We start from the raw sequence: 22,126 nt of genomic DNA on the forward strand, positions 1-22,126 counted from the left end.
GGTCGCAAAGATCTCGCCTTTTTTATATTATGGAACTTTTATTTATCTATCATTTCTTTTAAAATAACTTCGTCAGTTTCTTTCATCCCGTCCATTGCAATGTGACCAACAGTTTTTATCATGTCATCAATATCGCCTTTTACAATACCATCTCCTGGCTTAAAGGAGTTACCTTCCTTTGCCTGCTTGTAAGCAAGAAATGACATCTTTAGGCTTGATGCAATTTTTATGGCACAGGACTCCTTGGCACCATCGCAAATAATTCCTGAATTTGTTGCAAGGGCATTTGTAAGGATTTCCTTTATTGTTTCTCTATCCTCGCCTTTCATAAAGGCAAGTCCACAGATGGAAGCTGCGGCAGCAGACACAACGCCACAATAGGCAGAAAGTTCTCCAATGCCTTCTTTAATATAAAGACCAATTAAATTTGCAAAAATTAACGATCTGTATAATTTATCTTTTGCTATGTCATGGTCCTTAGCGTAAATAATTATTGGAACAGAAACTGTTATGCCTTGGTTTCCAGAACCTGAATTTATTACAACAGGTTTTTCGCAACCTGACATACGGGCATCTGAGCTTGCTGCAGCGTAAGCAACAAGTTTTTCCTTGTAATTATCAAAAGCATCTTCCAAAACCATTTTGCCAATATTTGCACCCCAAGGATTTTTTATGCCCTCCTCTGCAATTGCATAATTGTAGTCAATTTCCTTATCCAAAATATCTATTATGTTCTCATAATTTCCATTTTTTGCAAAATCATAAATTTGATCAAAGGACAAATCAATTTTATTTTCTTGAGTTTCCTCTTGGTCCTTCTTTTCAAAGAGTACTTTATCATTTAAGCTTTCATAAATAATATTTGTATGATAATCCTTAATAATTACTTGAGATTTTCTATTTCCCTTTTCCATAATAATGTCTATGTAAAGTCCTTTTTTCTCATGTATAAGCTCAATTTCACAAAGATTATTTGTTATTAAATCGTCTAACATATCAAGTTTACTTTTATCAATGCCTGATAAAACTTCAAGCTTCTTATTGTAATCTCCCAAAAAAGCTCCTGCAGCTAGAGAAATTTCTATTCCCTTTCTTCCATCAGTGCCCGGTACTTTTACACTGTTTACATTTTTAATAATATTGCCCGATAACCTTGCTATTATCTTTTCTGGTTCTTCTCCCAAAATAGATTTTGCACGACTAGCGCCGTAAGCCAAAGCTATGGGCTCAGTACAGCCGAAGGCAGGCACCATTTTTTCCCTTAAAAATTCATTATAGTCCATAAAAATCTCCTTATGTATTATCTATTTTCCTTAAATATATTATAACAAAAATAAAGAACCTTAATAAATAGTAGATATTAAATTTTTTATCTATAAAGAATTGTATGAACTTTGACTTATTATAATTTTCATAGAAAATAGCAAGAAAAATACTTTAAAATAATAAAATAGCTTATAAGAAGATAAGTAAAATTCTTTGGTATAAAGTTTTATGATTTAAAAAACGTCTCTTCTATATAAAGAGACGAGTTTAATAAATTTTATGAATCAGAATTCATATATATATTATGCAATTATCCAATAATCAACTTTTCTATAATAAGATAATAATAAAACACTTAATTATCTCAAATATTTATATCAATTTGTATTATTAATTAATTTTATTTTGCCCAGTTCATGGAATATTTTACGGCTTCGTGCCATCTCTTCATTTTTTTATCTCTCTCTTCATCTTCCATTGTTGGCTCAAAATATTTTTCTATTTCATTATTTTCTTTTATTTCGTCAATATTTTTCCAGAATCCAACTGCAAGTCCTGCCATATAACAAGCTCCAAGCGCTGTGAGTTCCACTACTTTTGGTCTTGTCACTTCAACATCTACTATGTCTGAAAGAAATTGCATTAAGAAATTATTTTTGCTGACGCCACCATCTACTTTTAATGATTTTATTCTTGTATTTGAATCTTCTTGCATGGCTTCCACTACATCGCAGCTAAGATATGCAATTGACTCCAAGGCTGCCCTTATTATGTGATATTTATTGACTGAGCCTGTAAGTCCAACTATGGATCCCCTTGCGTATTGGTCCCAATAAGGTGCACCTAGACCAGTAAAGGCTGGGATAAAATAACAATCGTTAGTGTCACTTACCTTACTCGCCATATATTCTGAATCATCTGCTTGGTCTAGTATCCTTAAATTATCTCTCAAAAAATTTATACAAGAACCCGCTTCAAAAATTGAGCCTTCAAGAGCATATTTTATCTCGCCATTTATGGCCCAAGCAATTGTTGATACAAGCCCATTTTGAGAGCGAATTAGCTTGTCGCCAGTGTTCATAAGTATGAAGGCGCCTGTGCCAAAAGTTGATTTTGCCATTCCCTTTTCAAAAGATGCTGTGCCAAAAAGTGATGACTGTTGGTCGCCTATTGCTGCTGCAATTGGTATCTCGCAGCCCAAATATTTTGATTTGCTCTTGCCATAAACCTCACTCGAATTTTTAATTTCAGGAAGCATTGATTTTGGTATGTCAAAAATTTCTAATAATTCATCGTCCCATTTCTTTTCTTTTATGTTAAAAAGCATTGTTCTAGAAGCGTTTGTGTAGTCAGTGATATGAACTTCGCCGTCTGTGAGCTTATATATGAGATAAGTCTCTACAGTTCCAAACAATAGTTCTCCTCTTTCTGCCATTTCTCTTGCTCCTTCAACATTTTCAAGTATCCATCTTATTTTTGTCGCAGAGAAATAAGGGTCTATTACAAGGCCTGTCTTCTCCTTAATTTTTTCTTCAAGTCCCTTTTCCTTTAAGTCTTCACAGTATTTTGACGTCCTCTTGCATTGCCATACAATTGCATTATATACTGGCTCCATTGTCTTTTTGTTCCAGACAATAGTTGTTTCCCTTTGGTTTGTTATGCCAATTGCTGCTATGTCCTTTGGGTCGATTCCCTTACGAGACATTGCTTCTACGGCAGTACCTATTTGCTTTGACCAAAGGTCTTCTGGCTCTTCTTCCACATATCCAGGCTTTGGAAAGTGCTTGATTAATTCCTTTTGTGCAACAGAAATTGGATTTCCTTTTTTATCAAAAATTATAGTTCTTGCAGATGTTGTACCTGCGTCAAATGCCATTATGTATTTCATATAATCACCTTCCTTATTATACCATTAATGATAGAGTTTTTTGCAATTTTACTTTTTCCTAATAAGTGCTATAATTATTTTAATCTTTGCTGATATGGCTCAGTTGGTAGAGCAATTGATTCGTAATCAATAGGTCGGCGGTTCGACTCCGCCTATCAGCTCCATTTTACATTAAAAAAGCTGACTTATTAAAGCCAGCTTTTTATCATCTTCCATATTTTTCAATTATGTTATCTATCATCTTTGAATTTTTTGAGCTTATATTGTAATAAATATTATTTACTCTAATAGTAAGTCCAGTCTTTACAAAAGAAATCTTGTTTCCACTTGTAAAATAGACATTTATATAGTTTGCAATCTCTGCGTTCGTATCTTTATTTGCTTGTTTTCCTCTCAAACTATTTAAGTCTTTTACTATTTTATTTACAGTTCTTTCTTCCTTTATTGTCTTCATATTATCTGTTTTAAACCCAATTATCTCAATATAATCTACATCTTTTGAGTTGATGTCCACGATTTTGTTTCTAGATGAAACTAAGCTAACTCCAAAAAACATAATCACTACAAAAAATATGAACAAAACTATTTTTGATTTATTTGATTTTCTTCCTCTTCTCTCCATTATAAATATAAAACTCCATTCATAAATACGTAAGCTCTTCCCCCTACACGAATCTTATTTTCTTCTTCGATAAGGCTTGTGTAAACTTTTGAAATTCTTCCAATATAATCTCCTTGTATTGCTGTTATGCTCTTGTTTTCTATGATTTTATTTGAGCTCAAATAGTGCATAGTAGCAGCTGTTGATGTTCCACTTCCAAATTCTTCATCCTCACCAATTATTGGAGAAAAAGTCCTTTGTTTAATTTCTTCTCCGTTATTTGTAGTAAAAGCATGAATAGAAATAATATTTTCTTCTTTTGAAAACTTAATTGCCTCATCTTTGTCAAGAACTATAGCGGATAATACTTTTTCATTTTTAACTGGTACGATTATGTCACAAGTTCCAGTTGAAATTTTTTCCATTTCAGCATTTTTAAATATTTCAAGTCCAATATCATCTTCACTTAAATTTAGAATTTTTAAAACTCTTTCGATGTTATTAAATTTTTCCTCTAGTTTTATATCAAGATTCATGTATATATTTTCAATTTTTCCATTTTGGTATTCCAATTCCACTGGAATTTTCCCAATTTTTGTATGTTGGATAATTTTCTTTATTCCTTCGTCTTCACTTTTAATATACTCATTTTCAGCGAGAGCATAGAAAGTTGCAACAGTGGCATGTCCGCACAAGTTTATCTCTCCGTCTGGAGTAAAAAATCTTGTCAAATAACGGTCTCTATCAAGTTCTCTTACAAATACAATTACAGATTGGTTGATGTCCTTTGCAATATTTTCCATTTCAGAATCTGTTAGCCTTCCATCATCAATTACAACGCCAGTTGAATTGCCCATAAATGCCCTATCTGAAAAGGCTGAAACTAAATATGTTGTATAAAATCTCTTCATTTCTTATAATGCCCTCTGTAAAAGAAAATCGACAAGTCTAGATAAGTCTTCTTCGCCATAATATTCTATTTCAATCTTTCCGAATTTACCTCTTTTTTTGATACTTACCTTAGTTCCAAGCGCTCTCTCAATTTCACTTCTTATATCTTCCATGAAAATATCTTCAACTTCTTTTTTTCTCTCTTAGGTGCTTTTTTATTATCATTAACTGGAATTGAATTTTTTATAATCTTTATGGCTTCTCTATACTGTTTGTCGCCATCTTTTATTGAAAGCAGATTTTTCCCATGAGAAGTGCTAATCTTTTCCTCTTCCAAAAGCTTTAAAACTCTAGGATCAAGTTTTAAAAGTCTTATAGTATTGCCAATGTATTGCCTACTCTTGCCAATTTCATCAGCAAGTTCTTTTTGTGTCAAATCTTGTGAGTCCAATAGGTGCTTATAACTCATAGCTTCTTCAACTGGATTTAAGTCCTTCCTTTGAATATTTTCTATAATTGCAATCCTACTTGAAATTTCATCTGACACATCTTTTACAATTGCAGGAACCTTTGATAATCCAGCGTCTTTTGCTGCTCTATATCTTCTTTCCCCTGCAATAATTTCATATTTATCTTCCTTTTTCTTTAAAAGAAGTGGCTGAATTATGCCGTATTTCTTAATGGATTGAGACAAATCATATAGCTCATCTTTATCAAAGTTTTTTCTTGGTTGAGCTTCATTTGGAATAATATCTGAAATATCAACTTCCATAAGTTTTGAACTTTCTTCTTCTATTACCTCTCTTATCTTGTCACTTGACGATAAGAAGTTTCCTATTCCTCTTCCTAGTCCATTTTTTTTAACCATTTATTTCACCTATAACTTCCTTTGCAAGATCTGTATATGCCTTTGCTCCCTTAGATTTGTAGTCATAGTCAAATATATTCATCCCAAAACTAGGGGCTTCAGCAAGCCTAACATTCCTTGGTATAAAAGTCTTGAAAACTTTTTCTTTAAAGAATTTTTGCACTTCATCTACTACCTGATTTGAAAGATTAGTCCTTCCATCGTGCATGCACATAACTACACCTAAAATATTAAGATTAGGATTAAAATTATCTCTCACAAGAGTGATTGTATCCATGAGCTGTGACACTCCTTCAAGTGCATAATACTCACATTGAACTGGTATAAGTATTTTGTCACTTGCAACCAATGACATCATAGATAATACCCCAAGTGAAGGAGGTGAGTCTATGATTACAAAATCATAGTTATCCTTTACTTTGTCTATCATTTTTTTAAGCTTGAATTGCCAAGCATCATATTTAGCCAGCTCAATTTCCACACCAGCAAATTCGCCACTAGATGGAATTATGTCTAACTTATTAAAACCAGTCTCATAAATAGAATCTTTTTCTTCATCAATTAAGAAATCGTAAATCATATTATTAAACTCATAAATACCAAGCCCTGATGTTGAATTCCCTTGTGGATCCATATCCACTATTAAGGTTTTTTTACCTCTCAAAGCCAGTGCTGAACTTAAATTTATAACAGTGGTGCTTTTGCCAACTCCACCTTTTTGATTAAAAACTGTAATTACAACAGACATTTTTTACCTCATTTCTATACTACTAATAATAACATGTTTAAAAATGATTTAAAAGATAATGCAAAAAAATAAGCCCCAAAAATTTTTTGAAGCTTGTGCTCCACGTGGAGCATTTTTATTTTTTATTCTAATGCTCTATGTAGAGCATCTCGTTTTTATCTTTATAAAAACATTGTTATAGTGGCGATTTTCTTGGTTTTCCTCCGCCCCTTGGATACTTTTTGTCTGTTGCTTTAACTTTTTTTATTACAATTATATAGTGGTCTATATCATTTGGTAACGGAGTGTGTATTATGTCTTTTACCTCTCCACCCATTACTTCAATTGCTCTTTTTGCATTTTTTAGTTCTTCCTTATATTCAGGTCCTTTTTGAGAAACAAAATATCCTCCAACTTTTACAAAAGCCATGGCATACTCTGCTAGGGTAGACAAGTTTGCTACAGCTCTTGATACTGCAATTTCATATTGTTCTCTATATTCTTCTGTCCTTGCAATTTCTTCTGCTCTTGCATGAATTGGATAGATTTTTTCAAGTCCAAGTTCTTCTATTGCTCCACTTAAAAAATCGATTCTTTTCCTAAGTGAATCAAGTAAGGTTATATCAAGCTCATCATTATAAAGTTTCAAAGGAACTCCAGGAAATCCTGCTCCAGTTCCTATATCTATAACTTTTTTGTTTCCATCAAAAAGATTTGTCTTAATTAGAGAAAGGGAATCCAAAAAATGCTTTACATTAAACTCTTCATCTTCTGTTATTCTAGTGAGATTAGTGTGCTCATTATAATCTAAAATGAGTTTTTTAAATTTTTCAAATTTTTCTATATTTTTTGTATCTAATTTGTATTCCTCAAAATAATCAATTAACATTTTTTCTCCTCATTTGTTCAAGATGAATTAAAAGTACATTAATATCAGCAGGAGAAACTCCTGTTATTCTTGATGCTTGACCAATGGATTCAGGCCTAATGTCTGATAATTTTTCTCTCGCTTCTATCCTAAGTCCCTCAATATTTTTGTAGTCAATGTCCTTTGAAAGTTTTTTGTTTTCAAGTTTTTTAAATTGCTTTATTTGCATTTCTTGCTTCTTTATATAACCTTCGTATTTTATTTCAATTTCAATGTTTCTTATTACATCATCTCTTACAAAGGGTCTTTCAGTGTCAAAAACAGCTAGTTTTTTATAATCCAATTCTGGTCTTTTAATTAACTCATAAAGAGAAAAAGAATTTTGAGTCTCTGTTGAACCAAGATTTTTTAAGATTTCATTGTTTTCTGCTGTTGGATTTATTTGAATTTTTTTTATTCTATTTATTTCATCTTCAATTGATTTCTTTCTGTAGAGGTAACCTTCATACCTTTCATCATCTACAAGTCCAATGTCTCTGCCTCTCTCAGTAAGTCTTAAATCAGCATTATCTTGTCTCAAAGTCAATCTATATTCTGCCCTTGATGTCATCATTCTATAAGGTTCTCGACTTCCCTTTGTAACCAAATCATCAATCAAAACTCCTATATATGCTTCAGACCTATCTAAAATAAAAGGTTCTTTTCCCAAAACTTTTAATCCAGCATTTATTCCTGCAACAAGACCTTGGCAACCAGCTTCTTCATATCCGCTAGAACCATTGATTTGTCCTGCGAAGAATAATCCCTCGTAGTCCATGTGCTCCAAGCTTCTCTTTAAAAGGGTTGCGTCAATTGCGTCGTACTCTATTGCGTAAGCTGGTCTTAAAATTTTGCAGTTTTCCAGTCCAACTATTTCCTTATAAAATTCATGTTGTACTTCAACTGGTAGTGAAGAAGAAACTCCTTGGATGTACATTTCATCAGTTGTAAGTCCTTCAGGTTCAATGAAAACTTGGTGTGAATCTCTATCTGCAAATCTTGTTACCTTATCTTCAATTGATGGGCAGTATCTTGGACCCTTTCCCTCAATGTCGCCAAGTGCCAAGGCTGACCTACCAATATTTTCTCTTATAATTTCATGACATTTCTTAGTTGTATAAGTTAAATAACAAAGTTCTTGTTTTATATCGTAGTCTTTGTCAATATTTAGAAAAGAAAATGGAATTATTTTTTCGTCTCCAGCTTGTTCTTTCATTACTGAATAATCAATTGATTTTCTAAGAACTCTTGCAGGCGTGCCTGTTTTAAGCCTTCTAAGCTTCATACCAAAATCTTTTTCTAAGCTTTCTGAAAGATAATTTGCTGGACCAAAACCACTAGGACCTGAAGAATAATTTACTTCTCCCATAAAAACTCTTGATCTAAGATAAGTTCCTGAGCAAATTACAACGCATTTTGTCTTATATTTTGCCCCATTTTTTGTCAATACTCCCGTAACTTTATTTCCATCTTTTAAAATTCTTACAGCCTCATCTTGAACAAGATAAAGATTATCCTCATTTTCCAAAACTCTCTTCATCTCTTCGTGATACTTTCTTTTATCAGCTTGAACTCTAAGCGAGTGAACAGCCGGTCCCTTTGAGGTGTTTAACATCCTAGATTGGATAAAAGTCTTGTCTATATTTTTTGCCATTTCGCCACCAAGAGCATCTATTTCACGTACTAAGTGTCCTTTTCCAGTGCCACCAATATTTGGATTACAGCTCATTTGTGCAATTGAATCTAAATTTATACAAAGAAGCAGAGTCTTTGCACCAAGTCTTGCAGAAGCAAGCGCAGCTTCACTTCCAGCATGACCTGCTCCTATTACTACTGTGTCAAAATCTCCAGCCTCAAAATATTTAATATCTGACATCTTTACCTACTTTCCTATACAAAAATCAGAAAATACCCTGTCTAAAATATCTTCTGTAGTAATTGCTCCAGTTATTTCAGAAATATGAGCTATTACATTTTCAAGGTCTACTTCAATTAAATCTAAAAACACTTTTTCATTTAGGCTCTCATTTACCTCTAGAAGGTCTTTTTTGGCTTCCTTTAATGCATTTATGTGTCTCAAGTTTGAAAGCACTGTTTCAGAGGAAATTTGGAGCTCTCCATCGAAAAAGAGATCTATAATAAGTTTTTCAACCTTTAAAACAGATTTGTTTTCCATAACCGATAACCTCAAATAATCATCTTTAAAATATTTTTCTATTTCTTTATCTGTGATTTTTTGTTCTAAGTCATCCTTGTTTAAAATTATAATGTGTTTTTTATTTTCAATTAATTTTAAAATTTCTTTGTCATCCTGATCAAAGTCTCTAGATAAATCAAAAATTGAAATTACAAGATCAGCATCCTTTAATTTTTCTCTTGCAATATTTACACCAATTTTTTCAACTTCATCGTCAGTTTCTCTAATTCCTGCCGTGTCAGAAATTTTTAAGAGAACGCCATCTAAGTTGATATAATCTTCAATTACATCTCTAGTCGTTCCTGCAATATCTGTAACAATTGCCCTATCATATTTCAAAAGACCATTTAAAAGAGAAGACTTTCCAACATTTGGTTTACCTAAAATTACTGTGTTTATTCCATCTCTAAGTAGTCTTGAATTTTTAGAATTTTCAAGGAGATTATCCATCTTTTCTAAAATCTTTTTACTTCTATCAATTAAGTCATTGTAGGCAGCATCTTCTATATCCTCATCAGGAAAATCAATATTTGCAACAATTAGTGCTTGCATAGATACAAGCTCATCCTTTAATTTATTTAAAACTTCAGTTAAAGCTCCACCAAGTTGATTTAAACCAAGGTCAAAGGAAATATCTGTCTTGGCTTTAATAAGATCTATTACAGCTTCAGCTTGGGTTAAATCAATTCTTCCATTTAAAAAACCTCTTTTAGTAAACTCACCTTTTTCAGCAAGTCTTGCACCCTTTGATAAAATTAAATTTAAAATTCTCTTTACAGATACAACTCCGCCATGACAGTGAATTTCAACAATATCTTCTGCAGTGTAAGAGTGTGGTCCCTTCATTTTAACAACTAAAACTTCATCAATTTTTTTGTCACCGTCAAAAATGTGACCATACATGAATTTTCTATTTTCAGCATCTGCCATTTTAATTCCACTTGCAGACACAAAAATTTTATCTATTATATTTATTGAATTATCGCCGCTCATTCTTACAATCGCAATACCAGCTTCGCCAATTGCGGTAGAAATTGCAGCAATAGTATCATTTAAGTTTCCCATTATATCAGTCCTTTTAAAATATATTACTACAATTAAGGCAAATAAAAAAGAAGGCTTTTAAAATAAAGCCCTCAATAAATATTATCTTTTAATATTTTCTTTCTTTTTGAATTACAACTTTCCTAAAAGGTTCTTTTCCTTCAGAATGTGTAAGCACTCCTTCATAATCTTGTAGTGCAGTATGGATAATTTTTCTTTCATAAGAATTCATAGGTTCAAGTTTTACTGACCTACCAGTCTTAGTAACCTTATTAGCCATTTTCTTTGCAAGATTAATAAGAGTTTCCTTTCTCTTTTCTCTATAACCACTAGAGTCTAAATTAACTCTAATATATCTTGAAGATTTTTTGTTTACTATCAAATTTAAAATATATTGGATTGAATCAAGAGTTACTCCTCTTTTTCCAATTAAAATTCCAAGTTTATTTTCATCTCCATTGACACTTATATTTAGAGTGTTATCTTCAAGCTCCATTTCCACAATATTTTCAAGTTCAAAAGTTTCAAGAATTTTTGAAATAAATTCACTTGCAGCCTTTAATATTTCTTCATTTTCCTCTTCAATACTTATAACTTTTTCTTCTTCATTTGCAGTTTCATCTACAAATTCAATAGTTTTTTCAGTGGAAATTTTCTTATTTTCGATTTCAAGTTCAAAATCATTGTGAACTACATCTTGGCTCTTCTCTGATTCAATTTTTTCGCTAAATATTTCATTTAAAATGCTTTTAGTTTCATCTTCTTTTTGCCAAACTTTAACAGTTGCATCTTTTGAGCCAATTAGCCCCAAAAAACCTTTTTGACCTTCATCTAGAACTTCAATTTCAGCATCTTCTCTAGAAATATTTAATTCGCTTAGAGCCTCTCTTACTGCTTCATCTACGGATTTTCCCGTTTTAATTACATAATTCATTACTTATTCCTTAACCTCAACTTCTTCAATTTCATCTTCTACAATCTTATTAGTAATAAGCTGTTGGACTATTGAAAAAATATTAGAAACAGTCCAATAAATAATAAGACCAGCTGCATATTTTCTCGCCGCTGAAAAAATAAAAATTGGCATTACAACCATCATAGTAGTCATCATAGACTTAGCTTGATCAGCTCCTGCACCTTGAGTTGCAGGATTCTTAGTAGTTATAAAACTTACTAAAAATGTTGAAACAGCAGCTATTACTGGCATAATTAGAGTTGTATCTGCATGATCAATATTTTCTATATAGAAGAAATTCTTGTTCATGGCTTCATAAAAACCTGGGTCTGTAAAAGCAAAGGTTTGTGGGTTTATAAAAACTCTATAAAAAGCGATTAACACAATCATTGTAATAATCATAGGAAGGCATCCTGCTGCAATATTTGTATTATTGTCCTTATAAAGCTTTTGTTGTTTAGCAGCTAAAGTTTGTGGGTCATTTTTGTACTTTTTTTGAATTCTCTTAAGCTCTGGTTGAAGTTTTGCCATTTTCTTTTGATTTTTCATCTGAGAAATATTAAGTGGCAAAATTAAAAGCTTAATAATAATAGTCGCAATAATAATTGAAAGTGCAAAATATGAAACTTGAGCTGGTTCCTGTGGCATAACTGCAGCAAGTCCATCATAGATGAGCTTTACAAATCTGCCAAGTATAGAACTAATTAAATGCATTAATAAATTCCTCCAATATTAAATGAGAGGATCGTAACCGCCTTTATGAAAGGGATGGCATTTTAAAATTCTTCTAATCGTGAGATAAGTTCCCTTAAAAAATCCATATTTTTCATAGGCTTCATAACTGTATTGTGAACATGTTGGGGTAAATCTACAATGTCTTCCTGGCAAAAGATAAGTAGATATAAATTTTTGATAAAATCTTATTAAAAACATACAAATTTTACTCATTTAATCATCTTCTTTTGTCTTTTTAAAACAGAAAAAAAAGAATTCCTAAAGTCATTAAAATCAGATTCACATGCATCCTTTTTTACAACGAATACATAATCATAATCAGATTTTATTTTATGAGAATTCTCTCTTAAAAGGTGCTTTAATCTTCTTCTAACAAAATTTCTATTTACTGCATTTCCAATCTTCTTAGTAGTAGTTATACCAAATCTTGGATAATCTTTATTATTTTTTGCAGTAAAAAGAGTAATATATCTAGAACCAGAAATGTTTTTATTAGAGTAAACCCTTTGAAATTCACTATTCTTTTTTAAATAACAATCCTTCATTATAAAACCTAAGCTGAAAGTCTCTTTCTGCCCTTTCTTCTTCTTGCCTTAATAACGGCTCTACCTGATCTAGTTCTCATTCTTGAACGAAAACCATGTTCTCTTTTTCTTTGTTTATTTTTTGGTTGAAAAGTTCTCTTCAAAGTCCTCACCTCTTTCTATCCTTATCATTTTATTTACAAATGGGTAAGTTGTCAAGTATTATCAACAAATAAATAGAATTTATAATTAAAATTATAACTATAAAATAAAAAGTTAAAATCTTAGAAAAAGCCTAATTGTTGATAAGTATAACATTTTTTGTTAAAATATATGTGGATAAATATGAAATGTATGTATATAAAAACAAAACTGTTTATAAATAAAGTTATTAACATTCTGTTGATAAAGTGTTGATAATTTTATTTTTATTTTTTGAAATTTGATTAATATCTAATTTTTACATAAATTTATCAACAGTTTTACTAAAATTATCTTGTTTATAATTATTTGTCCATAGTTTTATTAACACTTGTAGATTTAATTATAAACCAAAATTTATCAACAATATTTAAACTGTTAATATAGGAGGATATATGGATAAAGAACTTTCCACTATGTGGGAATCTTTCTTAAAAGAACTTGAAAAAAGATCTATGTCTCAAGTTACATATTCCACTTGGTTTTCCAGAATGCTTCCAAAATCAATTGATTACGACAATAAAAAAATTGTAATCACAGTTCCTTCGCCCTTTATAAGAGATTATCTTGCCAACAATAAGAGACACTTTGATTTAGTTGGCGATGCTCTAAAGGAAATAACTGGCATTGATTTTGATATAAGCATTATTTCAGAAGATGAAGCGAGCAACACAAACCCTGCTGGATTAATAAACAAGACATTTTTAAATGTCTCAAGACTCAATCCAAAGTACACTTTTGATACTTTTGTAGTTGGCAAGAGCAATGAATTTGCCCACGCAGCAGCACTTGCAGTTTCTGAAAATTATGAAAATCCACAAAATGCCTTTTCAAATCCACTTTTTATATATGGAGGTGTAGGACTAGGAAAGACCCATTTAATGCACGCAATTGGACATTTTGTACTAGAGCAAGATCCTACAAAGAAAATTTTATATGTTACAAGTGAGCAATTTACAAATGAGCTCATAAATTCAATTCAAACTAACAAAAATGAAGACTTTAGAAATAAATATAGAAAGGTTGACCTTCTATTAATCGACGATATTCAATTTATCGCTGATAAAGATAGGACTCAAGAAGAATTTTTCCATACTTTTAATGAACTTCACGAGCAAAATAAACAAATAGTTCTAACTTCTGATAAGCCACCTAAAGAAATAAAAAGTCTTGAGGAAAGGCTAATCTCGAGATTTGCCTGGGGACTTGTAGTGGACATTGGACCTCCTGATTTGGAAACAAGAATTGCAATACTTAGAAAAAAAGCTGATTCTGAGGGTTTTGAAGTTAGCCAAGAAGTTATGAACTTTATTGCAGAAAATGTTAGAAGTAATATTAGAGAACTTGAAGGAGCACTTTCTCGTGTTATGGCTTACTCAAAGCTAACAGATTCAGAAATATCAGTTGATTCTGCAGCTATAGTTCTAAGAGATATTTACGAAACTAAGGCAAAAAAACAAATTACTGCCGAATTTATTAAAGCTGAAGTTGCAAAAAAATATGGATTAACTACAGATGATTTGAATTCTAGAAAGAGAACAAAAGCCATTGCTTATCCAAGGCAAATAGCCATGTACATCACTAGGGAACTAACTGATTTGTCTCTTCCAAAAATTGGAGATGTATTTGGCGGGCGTGATCACTCCACAGTAATTCACGCTTACGATAAAATTACTCAGGATTTAGATGATGATCCTATATTTAAAATAGAGATAACAAATTTAATAAAAGAAATAAAATCTTGATTGTTGATAACTTTTTATTAGTCTATAACTTATCAACAACTTATCAATATTAAATTTTATTTTATCTCAAATATTATATGGACTTATACACATATTCACAAGCCCTACTACTATTACTAATTAATATACTATTTTCTAGGAGGAAAAAATGCTAATAAAGGTTAATAGAAAAGAACTGACAAAACATATTTCAATAGTTCAAAAAGCAATTTCTCAAAGAACAACTATGCAAATACTTGAAGGTATAAAAATTTCAGCTAAAGATAATACTTTAACACTTACTGCTACTGACACAGAAATTAGCATAAAGACTAAACTAAATGCCATAGTTGAAAGAGAAGGCGAAATAGTTATAAATTCAAGACTTTTTGGAGATATTGTTAGAAAACTTGAAAATGATATTATAAATATTAATGTAGAAAATTATGTGATGAACCTAAAATGTGGGGATTCTATATTTAATCTTTCTACACAAAAAGCTGATGAATATCCAGATCTTCCAAAGGTTGAAGAAGATATTAAAATAAATATTTCTGCTAAAGATTTAAAAAATATTGTTAAGAGAACTACTTTTGCAGTTTCTACTGACGAATCAAGAATTGTATTTACTGGTGTTTTAATGGATATAAAGAAAAGTTTTATAAACTTTGTTGCCCTAGATGGTTTCAGAATGGCAATTCAAAAACTTGAGAAGGAAACTGGAATTGAGAACTCAATTATTATTCCGTCAAGGTCTTTAAATGAGCTTGTAAAAATAATAGATGATGATCTAGATGTAACTCTTAATATTTCTAGAAATAATATAGTCTTTAAATTTGATGATACTGTATTTTATAGCACTCTATTAAGTGGAGATTTCTTTAGCTATAATGCACTTTTAAGAGATGAAAATAAAATTTCAACTACTGTTTCAAAGAGAGAGTTTCAACTTGCAGTAGAAAGAGCCTCACTTCTTGCAAGAGAAGATAGAGCAAATCTAATAAAACTTAACATAAATGAAAGTTATATGGATATTAAGAGCAATTCAGAAATTGGAGATGTCTTTGAAAAAGTTAAGACTTCTGAACATGAAGATACTTTGGATATTGCTTTTAATTCAAGATATATTTTAGATGGAGTAAAAATACTAGAGTCAGAAGATATTGTGTTAAATTTCACTGATTCAGTTAATCCACTTATTATAACTGAGTCTGAAGATGACTCCTATATATATCTAGTTCTTCCAGTAAGACTTGCGGGGTAAATATGGAAACTATAATTATAGACACTGAATTTATAAAACTAGATTCTTTTTTAAAATTAACAGGACTTTGTGATACAGGAGGTCTTGCCAAGACTTTGATAAAAGAAGGGCTTGTAAAAGTTAACGGAGAAATAGAAATTAGAAGAGGAAAAAAATTATACAAGGGAGACAAAATTTCCTTTGATGGAAATGAATTTGTAATTGGTGAGAAATGAAACTCAAATATCTAAGGCTTTTTAATTTTAGAAATTACAAGAGTTTAGATTTTATTCCTGGTGAAAATGTAAATGTGCTTTACGGCTTAAATGCTTCAGGAAAGACAAATTTAATAGAATCAATTTATATGTCTATAAGGGCTAATTCCTTTAGAAACCCAAAGGATAAGGACTTAATAAATGTTGATGAAAATTCTTCTAGTATTATTACTAGATATAATATTGATGATTACAAGGATGACTTTCGAGTTGAAATTTCAAATTTTGAAAATAAGAAATTGTTTATTAATGATGAAAAGGTAAATACAAAGGAGTACAGAAAATCCAGGTTTGTAGTTCTTTTTAATCCAGACGATCTCAATATGATAAAATATTCACCAAAGGACAGAAGAAAATTTTTAGATGATTTGCTCTCAAATATTGACTTAAATTATGATTTTTATATGTATAGATATAGGAGACTTTTATTTGAGAGAAATAGACTCTTGAAGATGAATATGGATAAAAATCTCTTAGATGTTTATGACAGAGAAATTGTAAAAAATGGCACAAAGATTATTATAATGAGGCTAAAAACAATAAAGAGGTTAAATGAAATAGCAAGAGAGCATTATAAATTAATTTCTGGCGATGACTTGAATATTACTTATCTTTCTACAGTTCCAGTTTTAGTAGACGAAAGGGAGCTAATGGAAAACTATTTTAAACTCATGAAGGATTCTCTTAATAAGGACATGGAGAAGAAATATACAACTATTGGACCTCACAGAGATGATTTAGATTTTAAAATCAATAAATTTTCTTCTAAAAGTTATGGCTCGCAAGGTGAACAGAGAAGCATTGTACTTAGTTTAAAATTAGCTGAAGCAGATTTAATAAGAGATTTATATAAAATAAAACCTCTTCTTCTTTTAGATGATGTTTTCTCAGAAATTGATTCCAATAGAAGTAGGTATTTGTTACATTCATTAAAGGATTTACAGACATTTATTACTACAACAGAGACTGATAACTTTTTAAAATCAGTTGATGCAAATTTTTATAGAATAAGTGAAGGTAAAGTAATGTATTAGAATAGGAGATAAAATGGCGAAAGACGAAAGACATTATGACGCATCGGACATACAGGTTTTGGAGGGACTAGATCCTGTTAGAAAAAGACCTGGTATGTATATTGGTTCTACTGGACCAAGAGGTCTACATCATCTAGTTTATGAAGTTGTAGATAATTCAATAGATGAAGCTCTTGCTGGTATATGCGACCATATAATTATAAAAATTGATAAAAATGGCTATGTAGAAATTTCTGACAATGGTTCAGGTATTCCTGTTGCAATCCATCCACAAACTGGTAAATCTACAGTAGAAACTGTACTTACAATACTTCACGCAGGTGGAAAATTTAATAACTCTGCCTACAAAGTTTCTGGTGGACTTCATGGTGTAGGTGTATCTGTAGTAAATGCTCTCTCCAATAAATTAGTTGCCACAGTAAAAAGAGATGGCAAAATTTATAGACAAGAGTTTTCTAAAGGCATCAAGAAAAGTGAACTTGAAGTAATTGGAGAAACTAAAAAGGAAGATACTGGTACTTCAATTTATTTTGAGCCAGATGATACAATTTTTGAAACTGTAGAATTTTCTGATGAAGTATTATCTAAGAGATTTAGAGAAATGGCTTTTCTAAATAAGGGAATTAAAATTGAATTTATTGATGAAAGAAAAGACTTAAATGAAATTTACCACTATGAAGGTGGAATTAAATCCTTTGTTGAATTTATAAATAAAAAGAAAAAGCCAATTCATGACGAAATTATTTATATAGATGAAATTAGAGAAGAAACTGCAGTAGAAATTGCAATCCAATACACAGATTCATATTCAGAAGTTGTTCTTTCTTTTGCAAATAATATTAATACTGAAGAAGGTGGAAGTCACCTTTCAGGTTTTAGATCTGCTTTAACAAGGACTTTAAATGATTATGGCAGGAAAAATAATATTATAAAGGAAAAAGAGGAAAACCTATCAGGCGAAGATGTCAGGGAAGGAATTTCAGCCGTAATAAGTGTAAAACTTCCTGACCCACAATTTGAAGGACAAACTAAGGGAAAATTAGGTAATTCTGAAACTAGAGGAATTGTTGACTCTGTTTTATCTGAAGACTTGGCAGTTTTCTTGGAAGAAAATCCAAAAGTTGGAAAACAAATTTTAGACAAGGCACTTTCTGCAAGGCGAGCAAGAGAAGCTGCTAGAAAGGCTAGAGACTTAACTAGAAAGAAAAACAACCTTGAGTCCATGACTCTTCCTGGAAAATTAAAGGATTGTCAAAATGATGACCCAGGAAAAAATGAAATATTCCTAGTGGAAGGTAATTCTGCCGGAGGTTCTGCTACTGACGGAAGAGATTCAGCTTACCAAGCGATACTTCCTCTAAGAGGTAAGATAATGAATGTTGAAAAGGCAAGATTAGATAAGATGCTTAATTCTTCTGAAATTCGTGCCATGATAACAGCCTTTGGAACAGGAATCGGAGAAGAATTTGACATAAGTAAGCTTAGGTATGACAAAATTATAATCATGACCGATGCCGATGTCGATGGTGCACATATTATGACACTTTTATTGACATTCTTCTTTAGATACATGAAGCCTTTAATAGAAGAAGGACACGTATATGTTGCTCAAGCTCCACTTTATGGAATTGAAAAAGGGACTAAAATACTTAGATATTGTCACAATGAAAAAGAACTTAGACTTGCACTTAAAGAGTACAGTGATGCAAAGATAAATATCAAGAGATATAAGGGTCTTGGGGAAATGAATCCAGAACAACTTTGGGAAACTACTATGAACCCAGACAACAGACTTCTTTTGAAGGTAAATATAGATGATTTATCTGAAGCTGACGATACATTTTCAATTTTAATGGGAACAGAAGTTGAACCAAGAAGAGAATTTATAACAGAAAATGCAATTTATGCAGATTATATAGATGCATAGGGGTGAAAGATGACTGAAAATAAATTTATAGAATCAGGAATACTTGATGTAGATATTAATAAAAAGATGAGGTCTTCTTATCTCGATTATTCAATGTCTGTAATAGTTGCAAGAGCACTTCCTGATGTAAGAGATGGACTTAAACCAGTTCACAGAAGAATTTTATATGGAATGCAGGGGCTTAATCTTGCATCAAGTGGACCTTACAGAAAATCAGCAAGACTTGTTGGGGATGTAATGGGTAAGTATCACCCTCATGGGGACTCATCTATTTATGAGGCAACAGTTAGACTTGCACAAGATTTTAACACTAGATATCCATTAGTTGATGGACAAGGAAACTTTGGCAATATCGATGGCGATGGTGCTGCAGCTATGCGTTATACAGAAGTTAGAATGACTAAGCTTGCAGAAGAAATGCTAAGGGATATAAATAAAGACACAGTTGATTTTGTTCCAAACTTTGATGAAAATGAAAAAGAGCCAACTATACTTCCAGCAAGATTTCCAAATTTATTGGTAAATGGATCAAGTGGTATAGCTGTAGGTATGGCTACAAATATGGCTCCACACAACATGAATGAATCAATTGATGGAATCATAGCTTACATTGACAACGACAATATTTCTATTTCTGAATTAAATGAAATAATAAAGGGACCAGACTTTCCTACAGGTGCCAAAATCATGGGAACTGAAGGAATAAAGGAAGCCTATGAAACGGGCAGAGGTAAAGTAATTGTAAGAGCTATTGCAGAAATAAAAAGTTTTAAAAACAATCGTGAAAAAATTGTAATTACAGAACTTCCTTATCAAGTAAATAAATCTGCACTTATAATGAAAATTGCTGACCTTGCAAAAAATAAAGTAATTGATGGTATTTCAAATATTACAGATGCTTCTAATAGAAAGGGCATAAATATAATTGTTGAATTAAAGAGGGATGCCAATGCAGAAGTTGTTTTAAATAAGCTTTACAAAAACACGCAAATGCAAACAACTTTTGGAATTATAAATCTTGCACTTGTAAATGGAAAACCAGAAATTTTAAATTTAAAGGAAATCATAAGATATTATGTTGACCACCAAGTTGAAGTAGTCACTAGAAGAACAAAATTTGACTTAGACAAGGCTGAAAAGAGAGCTCATATAGTTGAAGGTCTTTTTATTGCCCTAGATAATATTGACAGAATTATAAAAATTGTAAGGTCATCAAAGGATGACAATGAAGCAAAGGAAAAATTCTATCAAGAATTTAAGTTAACTGATGCCCAATCTCAAGCTATTTTGGACATGAGAATTAGAAGACTTACAGGACTTGAAAGAGAAAGACTTGAAGCTGAATATGAAAAGCTTATGGCTGACATAAAATGGTTTAAAGAAGTCTTGGAAAACAATGATGTACTTATGAATCTAATAAAAGAAGAACTTCTTGAAATTAAATCAAAGTATGGTGACCTTAGAAGAACTGTAATTTCTAATGGAAATACTGATATAGAGATTGAAGACATCATAAAGAAAGAGGATGTTGTAATAACTCTTACTCAATTTGGCTACATCAAGAGAATGAGCGAGGGAACTTATAAGCCACAAAAAAGAGGTGGCAGAGGAGTTTCTTCTGGAAATATGAGAGATGAAGATTTTGTCAAAGAACTTTTTGTAACTTCTACTCATGATATGATTTTATTTTTTACATCTCTTGGAAATGTATTTAAACTAAAGGCATACGAAATACCAGAGGACTCAAGGACATCAAGGGGAACTGCGATTATTAATCTACTTGATCTTCAAGAAGGGGAAAGAGTTACTTCAATAATTCCAGTGGAAGAATATGACCCTGAAATGAATTTCTTAATGGTTACAGAAAAGGGACTTATAAAGAGAACTCCTTTCAAAGATTATAAAAATATTAGGAAATCTGGAATAATTGCTATAAAATTAAATGAAGATGACAAGTTAATTGATGTTCATTTGACTAAAGATGAAGAAGATGTAATACTTGTAACTAAAAAAGGTCTTGCCATAAGATTTAATGAAGAACAAGTCAGAAAATCTGGAAGAAATTCTATGGGAGTTAAGTCAATTGATTTAGATGATGATGATATTGTAGTTTCATCTGATCTTGTCTGTGAAGACAAATATTTACTTGTAATATCTGAAAATGGATTTGGAAAATTAACAGAAATTTCTAAATATAGACCACAAAATAGGGGCGGCAAAGGTCTTTTAACTTATAAAATTACTAAAAAGACTGGAGATGTAGCTTCTGCTGCAGTAGTGGAAAAAGAAGACGATGTTATGATAATTGCTGATTCTGGAATTATTATTAGAATTTTGACAGAAGATATTTCTATTCAAGGAAGAAATACTTCTGGTGTTAAACTTATGAATTTGACAGATGCAAAAGTTGTAGCAGTTGCAAATTATATTGGAGATTAGGAGGATTTATGGAATTTAAGTTAGAGTCAAAAAATACTGATGAATTTTTAATTTTATATCCCAAGGGAGAACTTGATGTTTATAATACAAAAAAATTTAAAGAAAAATCTATAAAGATTTATGAGATGGACAAAAAAGATATTTTATTTGACTGCAAAAATCTTGAATATCTAGACTCAACAGGTCTCGGTTCACTAATTTATATCTTAAAAGAAATAGAAAAAGATGGTAATAAGATTGTAATTGAAAATCTAAATAATTCAATAATGAAGCTCTTCAAGATAACTAAACTTGAAGATATGTTTGAAATTAGGAGCTAGTATGGATACACTTAAATATCAAATACCTAATGATGCCAAATATTTTTCTACAGTTAGACTTACCTTATCTGGAATTTTAAATATTCTAAATAGAAATATTGAAGAAATTGAAGATTTAAAAATGGCAGTGACAGAAAGTTTAAATATTGCCAATAATCTTACTACTTTAGATTATATTGACTTAGCATTTGAAATCGAAGATGAAAAAAATATAAAAATTTGTGTAAGTGAAATTGAAGAAGAAAAATTAGAAGCATGCGAGAAGTTATCTCTTGCAAAAATTATCATAGACTCTCTTGTAGATGAATGTTTTTTTGAAGGAAATACATTTATTTTGTCAAAAAAATTGTAAGGATTTGT

General features: G+C 31.1%; 23 protein-coding genes and 1 tRNA gene. 9 read left to right on the forward strand and 15 right to left on the reverse strand.

What is annotated here, in order from left to right; translation table 11 throughout:
* Positions 1-38 precede the first annotated feature (38 nt).
* On the reverse strand, positions 39-1,283 hold the full coding sequence (locus PTSHG_RS07075; protein WP_019108197.1) for an L-cysteine desulfidase family protein: 1,245 nt from the start codon (positions 1,281-1,283) through the stop codon (positions 39-41).
* 383 nt (positions 1,284-1,666) lie between these two features.
* Complete coding sequence (glpK, locus tag PTSHG_RS07080) at positions 1,667-3,154, reverse strand: glycerol kinase GlpK (protein WP_019108198.1); 1,488 nt, start codon at positions 3,152-3,154, stop codon at positions 1,667-1,669.
* Positions 3,155-3,242: 88 nt separating this feature from the next.
* Between glpK and PTSHG_RS07085 the strand changes: the two genes are divergently transcribed.
* A tRNA-Thr gene (locus PTSHG_RS07085) sits at positions 3,243-3,318 on the forward strand.
* 41 nt (positions 3,319-3,359) lie between these two features.
* Here the strand turns inward: PTSHG_RS07085 and PTSHG_RS07090 are convergent.
* The 13 genes from PTSHG_RS07090 to rpmH all read right to left on the reverse strand — a co-directional run bounded on the left by PTSHG_RS07090 (position 3,360) and on the right by rpmH (position 12,767).
* A complete protein-coding gene (locus tag PTSHG_RS07090) occupies positions 3,360-3,776 on the reverse strand; it encodes a hypothetical protein (RefSeq protein ID WP_019108199.1) in 417 nt (138 codons plus the stop codon).
* Positions 3,776-4,666 carry a PhzF family protein gene (locus PTSHG_RS07095; protein ID WP_019108200.1) on the reverse strand — a complete coding sequence of 297 codons (891 nt, stop codon included), beginning with the start codon at positions 4,664-4,666 and terminating at the stop codon, positions 3,776-3,778. The genes PTSHG_RS07090 and PTSHG_RS07095 overlap by 1 nt, the downstream gene beginning before the upstream one ends.
* Positions 4,667-4,669: 3 nt before the next feature.
* Complete coding sequence (locus PTSHG_RS10115; protein ID WP_238318747.1) at positions 4,670-4,819, reverse strand: hypothetical protein; 150 nt, start codon at positions 4,817-4,819, stop codon at positions 4,670-4,672.
* Positions 4,807-5,514: a ParB/RepB/Spo0J family partition protein gene (locus PTSHG_RS09360; protein ID WP_238318748.1), complete on the reverse strand. Its 708-nt coding sequence runs from the start codon at positions 5,512-5,514 to the stop codon at positions 4,807-4,809. Before PTSHG_RS09360 ends, PTSHG_RS10115 begins: the two co-directional genes overlap by 13 nt.
* The gene (locus PTSHG_RS07105) at positions 5,507-6,262 is read right to left on the reverse strand and encodes a ParA family protein (protein WP_019108201.1); all 756 of its coding nucleotides are present in this window, start codon (positions 6,260-6,262) and stop codon (positions 5,507-5,509) included. The genes PTSHG_RS09360 and PTSHG_RS07105 overlap by 8 nt, the downstream gene beginning before the upstream one ends.
* A 175-nt stretch (positions 6,263-6,437) precedes the next feature.
* Entirely contained in the window at positions 6,438-7,130 is a 693-nt protein-coding gene (rsmG, locus tag PTSHG_RS07110) for a 16S rRNA (guanine(527)-N(7))-methyltransferase RsmG (RefSeq protein WP_019108202.1), read from the reverse strand.
* Positions 7,120-9,024, reverse strand: a complete 1,905-nt coding sequence (gene mnmG, locus PTSHG_RS07115) for a tRNA uridine-5-carboxymethylaminomethyl(34) synthesis enzyme MnmG (RefSeq protein ID WP_019108203.1) — start codon at positions 9,022-9,024, stop codon at positions 7,120-7,122. Before mnmG ends, rsmG begins: the two co-directional genes overlap by 11 nt.
* Before the next feature lie 6 nt (positions 9,025-9,030).
* Positions 9,031-10,410 (reverse strand): tRNA uridine-5-carboxymethylaminomethyl(34) synthesis GTPase MnmE, encoded by a 1,380-nt coding sequence (mnmE, locus tag PTSHG_RS07120; protein ID WP_019108204.1) that lies wholly within the window; start codon positions 10,408-10,410, stop codon positions 9,031-9,033.
* Positions 10,411-10,498: 88 nt separating this feature from the next.
* Positions 10,499-11,323: an RNA-binding cell elongation regulator Jag/EloR gene (jag, locus tag PTSHG_RS07125; RefSeq protein ID WP_019108205.1), complete on the reverse strand. Its 825-nt coding sequence runs from the start codon at positions 11,321-11,323 to the stop codon at positions 10,499-10,501.
* A gap of 3 nt (positions 11,324-11,326) precedes the next feature.
* Complete coding sequence (locus PTSHG_RS07130; protein ID WP_019108206.1) at positions 11,327-12,058, reverse strand: YidC/Oxa1 family membrane protein insertase; 732 nt, start codon at positions 12,056-12,058, stop codon at positions 11,327-11,329.
* 18 nt (positions 12,059-12,076) lie between these two features.
* The gene (gene yidD / locus PTSHG_RS09675; RefSeq protein ID WP_082210741.1) at positions 12,077-12,292 is read right to left on the reverse strand and encodes a membrane protein insertion efficiency factor YidD; all 216 of its coding nucleotides are present in this window, start codon (positions 12,290-12,292) and stop codon (positions 12,077-12,079) included.
* Positions 12,289-12,624: a ribonuclease P protein component gene (gene rnpA / locus PTSHG_RS07135; RefSeq protein ID WP_019108207.1), complete on the reverse strand. Its 336-nt coding sequence runs from the start codon at positions 12,622-12,624 to the stop codon at positions 12,289-12,291. The genes yidD and rnpA overlap by 4 nt, the downstream gene beginning before the upstream one ends.
* 8 nt (positions 12,625-12,632) lie before the next feature.
* Positions 12,633-12,767: a 50S ribosomal protein L34 gene (gene rpmH / locus PTSHG_RS07140; RefSeq protein WP_019108208.1), complete on the reverse strand. Its 135-nt coding sequence runs from the start codon at positions 12,765-12,767 to the stop codon at positions 12,633-12,635.
* Positions 12,768-13,199: 432 nt separating this feature from the next.
* On the opposite strand from rpmH, the gene dnaA reads away from it, so the two are divergent.
* The 8 genes from dnaA to PTSHG_RS07180 all read left to right on the forward strand — a co-directional run bounded on the left by dnaA (position 13,200) and on the right by PTSHG_RS07180 (position 22,118).
* The gene (gene dnaA / locus PTSHG_RS07145) at positions 13,200-14,549 is read left to right on the forward strand and encodes a chromosomal replication initiator protein DnaA (RefSeq protein WP_019108209.1); all 1,350 of its coding nucleotides are present in this window, start codon (positions 13,200-13,202) and stop codon (positions 14,547-14,549) included.
* A 148-nt stretch (positions 14,550-14,697) separates the two neighbouring features.
* Positions 14,698-15,792 carry a DNA polymerase III subunit beta gene (dnaN, locus tag PTSHG_RS07150; protein ID WP_019108210.1) on the forward strand — a complete coding sequence of 365 codons (1,095 nt, stop codon included), beginning with the start codon at positions 14,698-14,700 and terminating at the stop codon, positions 15,790-15,792.
* A gap of 2 nt (positions 15,793-15,794) precedes the next feature.
* Positions 15,795-16,007, forward strand: coding sequence for an RNA-binding S4 domain-containing protein (locus PTSHG_RS07155; RefSeq protein WP_019108211.1), 213 nt, complete (start codon positions 15,795-15,797; stop codon positions 16,005-16,007).
* On the forward strand, positions 16,004-17,080 hold the full coding sequence (recF, locus tag PTSHG_RS07160; RefSeq protein ID WP_019108212.1) for a DNA replication/repair protein RecF: 1,077 nt from the start codon (positions 16,004-16,006) through the stop codon (positions 17,078-17,080). The genes PTSHG_RS07155 and recF overlap by 4 nt, the downstream gene beginning before the upstream one ends.
* A 13-nt stretch (positions 17,081-17,093) precedes the next feature.
* Positions 17,094-19,007, forward strand: a complete 1,914-nt coding sequence (gene gyrB / locus PTSHG_RS07165) for a DNA topoisomerase (ATP-hydrolyzing) subunit B (RefSeq protein ID WP_019108213.1) — start codon at positions 17,094-17,096, stop codon at positions 19,005-19,007.
* Positions 19,008-19,016: 9 nt separating this feature from the next.
* Positions 19,017-21,446 carry a DNA gyrase subunit A gene (gyrA, locus tag PTSHG_RS07170; RefSeq protein ID WP_019108214.1) on the forward strand — a complete coding sequence of 810 codons (2,430 nt, stop codon included), beginning with the start codon at positions 19,017-19,019 and terminating at the stop codon, positions 21,444-21,446.
* A gap of 8 nt (positions 21,447-21,454) precedes the next feature.
* Positions 21,455-21,766: an STAS domain-containing protein gene (locus PTSHG_RS07175; protein WP_019108215.1), complete on the forward strand. Its 312-nt coding sequence runs from the start codon at positions 21,455-21,457 to the stop codon at positions 21,764-21,766.
* Position 21,767: 1 nt separating this feature from the next.
* Positions 21,768-22,118: an ATP-binding protein gene (locus tag PTSHG_RS07180; protein WP_019108216.1), complete on the forward strand. Its 351-nt coding sequence runs from the start codon at positions 21,768-21,770 to the stop codon at positions 22,116-22,118.
* The last annotated feature ends 8 nt before the right edge of the window (positions 22,119-22,126 follow it).

The organism is Peptoniphilus senegalensis JC140, from assembly GCF_000321025.1.
GTDB lineage: Bacteria > Bacillota > Clostridia > Tissierellales > Peptoniphilaceae > Peptoniphilus_A > Peptoniphilus_A senegalensis.